The 1,245-nt window shown below is 67.5% G+C and carries 1 protein-coding gene and 1 pseudogene; both read left to right on the forward strand.

Going from position 1 to position 1,245, the window contains the following annotated elements; translation table 11 throughout:
- Positions 1-18 precede the first annotated feature (18 nt).
- Positions 19-210 (forward strand): annotated as a pseudogene (locus JCM19049_RS14565) (YibE/F family protein); the annotation flags it as partial.
- Between the two features lie 34 nt (positions 211-244).
- Positions 245-1,234: a metal ABC transporter solute-binding protein, Zn/Mn family gene (locus tag JCM19049_RS14570; protein ID WP_054821931.1), complete on the forward strand. Its 990-nt coding sequence runs from the start codon at positions 245-247 to the stop codon at positions 1,232-1,234.
- Positions 1,235-1,245 lie beyond the last annotated feature (11 nt).

Consider the following 1,245-nt stretch of genomic DNA (forward strand, 5'->3'; position numbering starts at 1 on the left):
GCACGCTGAGCACCGTCGATGGCCGAGGAGGTCATCCGCATCCTGATTGGCTCGATCGGGCTGGTGCTGGCGATCCCGGTGACCACGCTGATCGCCGTGCTGGTGGTCAAGGCCACCGGAACCGGGGGAGCCCATGGGACCCTGCCGCGGGCCCGGCGAGCCGGCGCCGAAACCGCTGGTGCGAACCATTCTCACATTAATGTAGAATAGTTCTCATTAGTGATTCTTTGGAATGGAGCCGCCCGTGACCGCACGCCACCTGACCCCGACGCTTCTGCTGCTGCCGGTGGGCGCACTGATCCTGGCCGGGTGCGCCCAGGGCAGCGCCCAGTCCCCGCAGGAGCAGCAGAACCCCGATGCCATTGAGGTGGTCGCCACCACCAACGTCTACCGTGACATTGCCCAGCGCATCGGCGCCGACCGCGTGCAGGCCACCGAGATCATCTCCTCCCCGGCCCAGGACCCGCACTCCTACGAGCCCACCGCACGGGACAAGCTGACCATTTCCAAGGCCGAGGTGGTGCTGGCCAACGGCGGCGGCTACGACGCCTTCATGGACCAGCTGATCTCCTCAATGCCCTCCGAACAGGTGGCCCAGCAGATCCACGCCGTGGACACCTCGCCCGAGGCCGTCGAAGCGAGCGCCGAGGCCGGGCACGATGAACAGGGAGAGCACAAGCACGAGCATGGCGGGCATGAGGGCCACCAGCATGCCGGGTACAACGAGCACGTCTGGTTCGACCTGGACTCGATGCAGGCCCTGGGGGAGCGGTTGGCCAGCGAGTTCGGCAAACTCGACCCGCAGCACGCCGAGCAGTTCCAGGCCAACGCCGAGCAGTTCAGCACCGAGCTGCAGGAGCTGAAGGACCGGGCGGCGGCCGCCGGGCTGCACGGCAAGAGCTTTGCGATGACCGAGCCGGTGCCCTTCTACCTGCTGAAGGACGCCGGGATGCACGACGCCACCCCGCAGGGGCTGAGCGAAGCGGTCGAGGCCGGCGGCGACATCCCGCCGCAGACCCTGAAGAAGATGAACGATGCGCTCGCCGACGGACAGATTGACCTGTTGGCCTACAACATCCAGACCGAGGGGCACGACAGCGTCGCGATCCGCTCCACCGCCGAGGCCCATTCGGTGCCGGTGGTCGACTTCGCCGAGACCATGGGCCCGGATGAGGACTACGTCGGCTGGATGGGCGCCCAGGTCGATGACCTGGCCGCCGCGGCAGGCCAATAGCGCAGGAGCCC

The organism is Arthrobacter sp. JCM 19049 (genome assembly GCF_001310435.1).